We start from the raw sequence: 3,053 nt of genomic DNA, 5'->3' as shown, positions 1-3,053 counted from the left end.
ACCGGTGTACATCACAGCTCACCGGCAAAGCCAAATTGGGAATGAGAAGTTTGCTATTCATGATATGCAAGCTGACTTCTGACACACTGTCTTTACGCTGTCCTGGCTTGGAGCCTTGGGACTGCTTTGGTGTTATATAGTCAAGCCTCACGGGCAATTAGTACTGGTTAGCTTCACGCCTTACAACGCTTCCACACCCAGCCTATCAACGTTGTGGTCTTCAACGGCCCTTCAGGGGAATCAAGTTCCCAGGGAGATCTCATCTTGAGGGAGGCTTCCCGCTTAGATGCTTTCAGCGGTTATCCCGTCCGAACTTAGCTACCCGGCAATGCCACTGGCGTGACAACCGGAACACCAGAGGTTCGTCCACTCCGGTCCTCTCGTACTAGGAGCAGCTCCTCTCAAATCTCCAACGCCCACGGCAGATAGGGACCGAACTGTCTCACGACGTTCTAAACCCAGCTCGCGTACCTCTTTAAATGGCGAACAGCCATACCCTTGGGACCGGCTTCAGCCCCAGGATGAGATGAGCCGACATCGAGGTGCCAAACACCGCCGTCGATATGAACTCTTGGGCGGTATCAGCCTGTTATCCCCGGAGTACCTTTTATCCGTTGAGCGATGGCCCTTCCATACAGAACCACCGGATCACTAAGACCTGCTTTCGCACCTGCTCGACTTGTAGGTCTCGCAGTCAAGCACCCTTCTACCTTTACGCTCGTTGCACGATGTCCGACCGTGCTGAGGGTACCTTTGTGCTCCTCCGTTACTCTTTGGGAGGAGACCGCCCCAGTCAAACTACCCACCACACAATGTCCCCGATCCAGATAATGGACCTGGGTTAGAACCTCAAACATGCCAGGCTGGTATTTCAAGGTCGACTCCACAATGACTGGCGTCACTGCTTCAAAGTCTCCCAGCTATCCTACACAAGCAGGCTCAAAGTCCACTGTGAAGCTGTAGTAAAGGTTCACGGGGTCTTTCCGTCTAGCCGCGGGTACACAGCATCTTCACTGCGATTTCGATTTCACTGAGTCTCGGGTGGAGACAGCGCCCCCATCATTACGCCATTCGTGCAGGTCGGAACTTACCCGACAAGGAATTTCGCTACCTTAGGACCGTTATAGTTACGGCCGCCGTTTACCGGGGCTTCGATCAAGAGCTTCGCCGAAGCTAACCCCATCAATTAACCTTCCGGCACCGGGCAGGCGTCACACCCTATACGTCCGCTTACGCGTTTGCAGAGTGCTGTGTTTTTAATAAACAGTTGCAGGGGCCTTTTCACTGCGACCGCCAATAGCTCAGAGAGCAAGTCTCATCACCGTCAGCGGCGTACCTTCTCCCGAAGTTACGGTACAATTTTGCCTAGTTCCTTCACCCGAGTTCTCTCAAGCGCCTTAGAATACTCATCCCAACCACCTGTGTCGGTTTGGGGTACGGTTCCTTATAACCTGAAGCTTAGAAGATTTTCCTGGAAGCATGGCATCAACCACTTCCCGGTCACAAAGGACCAGTGGTCTCGGTTCTCAGCCTTAAGGTGCCGGATTTGCCTAACACCTCAGCCTACAACCTTTCCCCGGGACAACCAACGCCCGGTAGGCATAGCCTTCTCCGTCTCTCCATCGCAGTTATAAGAAGTACAGGAATATTAACCTGTTTCCCATCAGCTACGCATTTCTGCCTCGCCTTAGGGGCCGACTCACCCTGCGCCGATTAGCGTTGCGCAGGAAACCTTGGTCTTTCGGCGTGGGAGTTTTTCACTCCCATTATCGTTACTCACGTCAGCATTCGCACTTGTGATATCTCCAGCATGCTTCTCAACACACCTTCACTGACTTACACAACGCTCCCCTACCCAGCAGAACAAGTCTGCTGCCGCAGCTTCGGTATCCAGTTTTAGCCCCGTTACATCTTCCGCGCAGGCCGACTCGACTAGTGAGCTATTACGCTTTCTTTAAAGGGTGGCTGCTTCTAAGCCAACCTCCTAGCTGTCTGAGCCTTCCCACATCGTTTCCCACTTAACTGGAATTTGGGGACCTTAGCTGGCGGTCTGGGTTGTTTCCCTCTTCACGACGGACGTTAGCACCCGCCGTGTGTCTCCCGGATAGTACTCACTGGTATTCGGAGTTTGCATCGGGTTGGTAAGTCGGGATGACCCCCTAGCCGAAACAGTGCTCTACCCCCAGTGGTATTCGTCCGAGGCGCTACCTAAATAGCTTTCGGGGAGAACCAGCTATCTCCGAGCTTGATTAGCCTTTCACTCCGATCCACAGGTCATCCGCTAACTTTTCAACGGTAGTCGGTTCGGTCCTCCAGTGCGTGTTACCGCACCTTCAACCTGCCCATGGATAGATCGCCCGGTTTCGGGTCTAATCCCAGCAACTAAACGCCCTATTAAGACTCGGTTTCCCTACGGCTCCCCTAAACGGTTAACCTCGCTACTGAAATTAAGTCGCTGACCCATTATACAAAAGGTACGCCGTCACCCCACAATGAGGGCTCCGACTGCTTGTACGTACACGGTTTCAGGTTCTATTTCACTCCCCTCTCCGGGGTTCTTTTCGCCTTTCCCTCACGGTACTGGTTCACTATCGGTCAGCCAGGAGTATTTAGCCTTGGAGGATGGTCCCCCCACATTCAGTCAAAGTTTCACGTGCTCCGACCTACTCGATTTCACTTGATCAGATTTTCGGATACGGGGCTATCACCCACTATGGCCGGCCTTCCCAGACCGTTCTCCTAATCATTCACAAGCTTAAGGGCTAATCCGCGTTCGCTCGCCGCTACTGACGGAATCTCAATTGATTTCTGTTCCTAAGGGTACTTAGATGTTTCAGTTCCCCTCGTTCGCTTCACATACCTATGGATTCAGTATGTGATACCTGCCTTATGACAGGTGGGTTTCCCCATTCGGAAATCTCCGGGTCAAACAGTTGTTTGCCACCTAACCGGAGCTTATCGCAGGCTACAACGTCCTTCATCGCCTCTGGCTGCCAAGGCATCCACCGTGTACGCTTATTCACTTGACTATATAACCCAAAACAGTCTCTTCA

At 52.6% G+C, this 3,053-nt stretch carries 1 rRNA gene; it reads right to left on the bottom strand.

The features are described 5' to 3' along the window. Window positions 1-136 precede the first annotated feature (136 nt). A 23S ribosomal RNA gene (locus tag GFN93_RS17195) occupies window positions 137-3,029 on the bottom strand. Window positions 3,030-3,053 lie beyond the last annotated feature (24 nt).

The organism is Alcanivorax sediminis, from assembly GCF_009601165.1.
Classification (GTDB): Bacteria; Pseudomonadota; Gammaproteobacteria; order Pseudomonadales; family Alcanivoracaceae; genus Alcanivorax; species Alcanivorax sediminis.
Note: the sequence above shows the minus strand (reverse complement) of the source record. Positions and strands in the feature narration are given on the sequence as shown.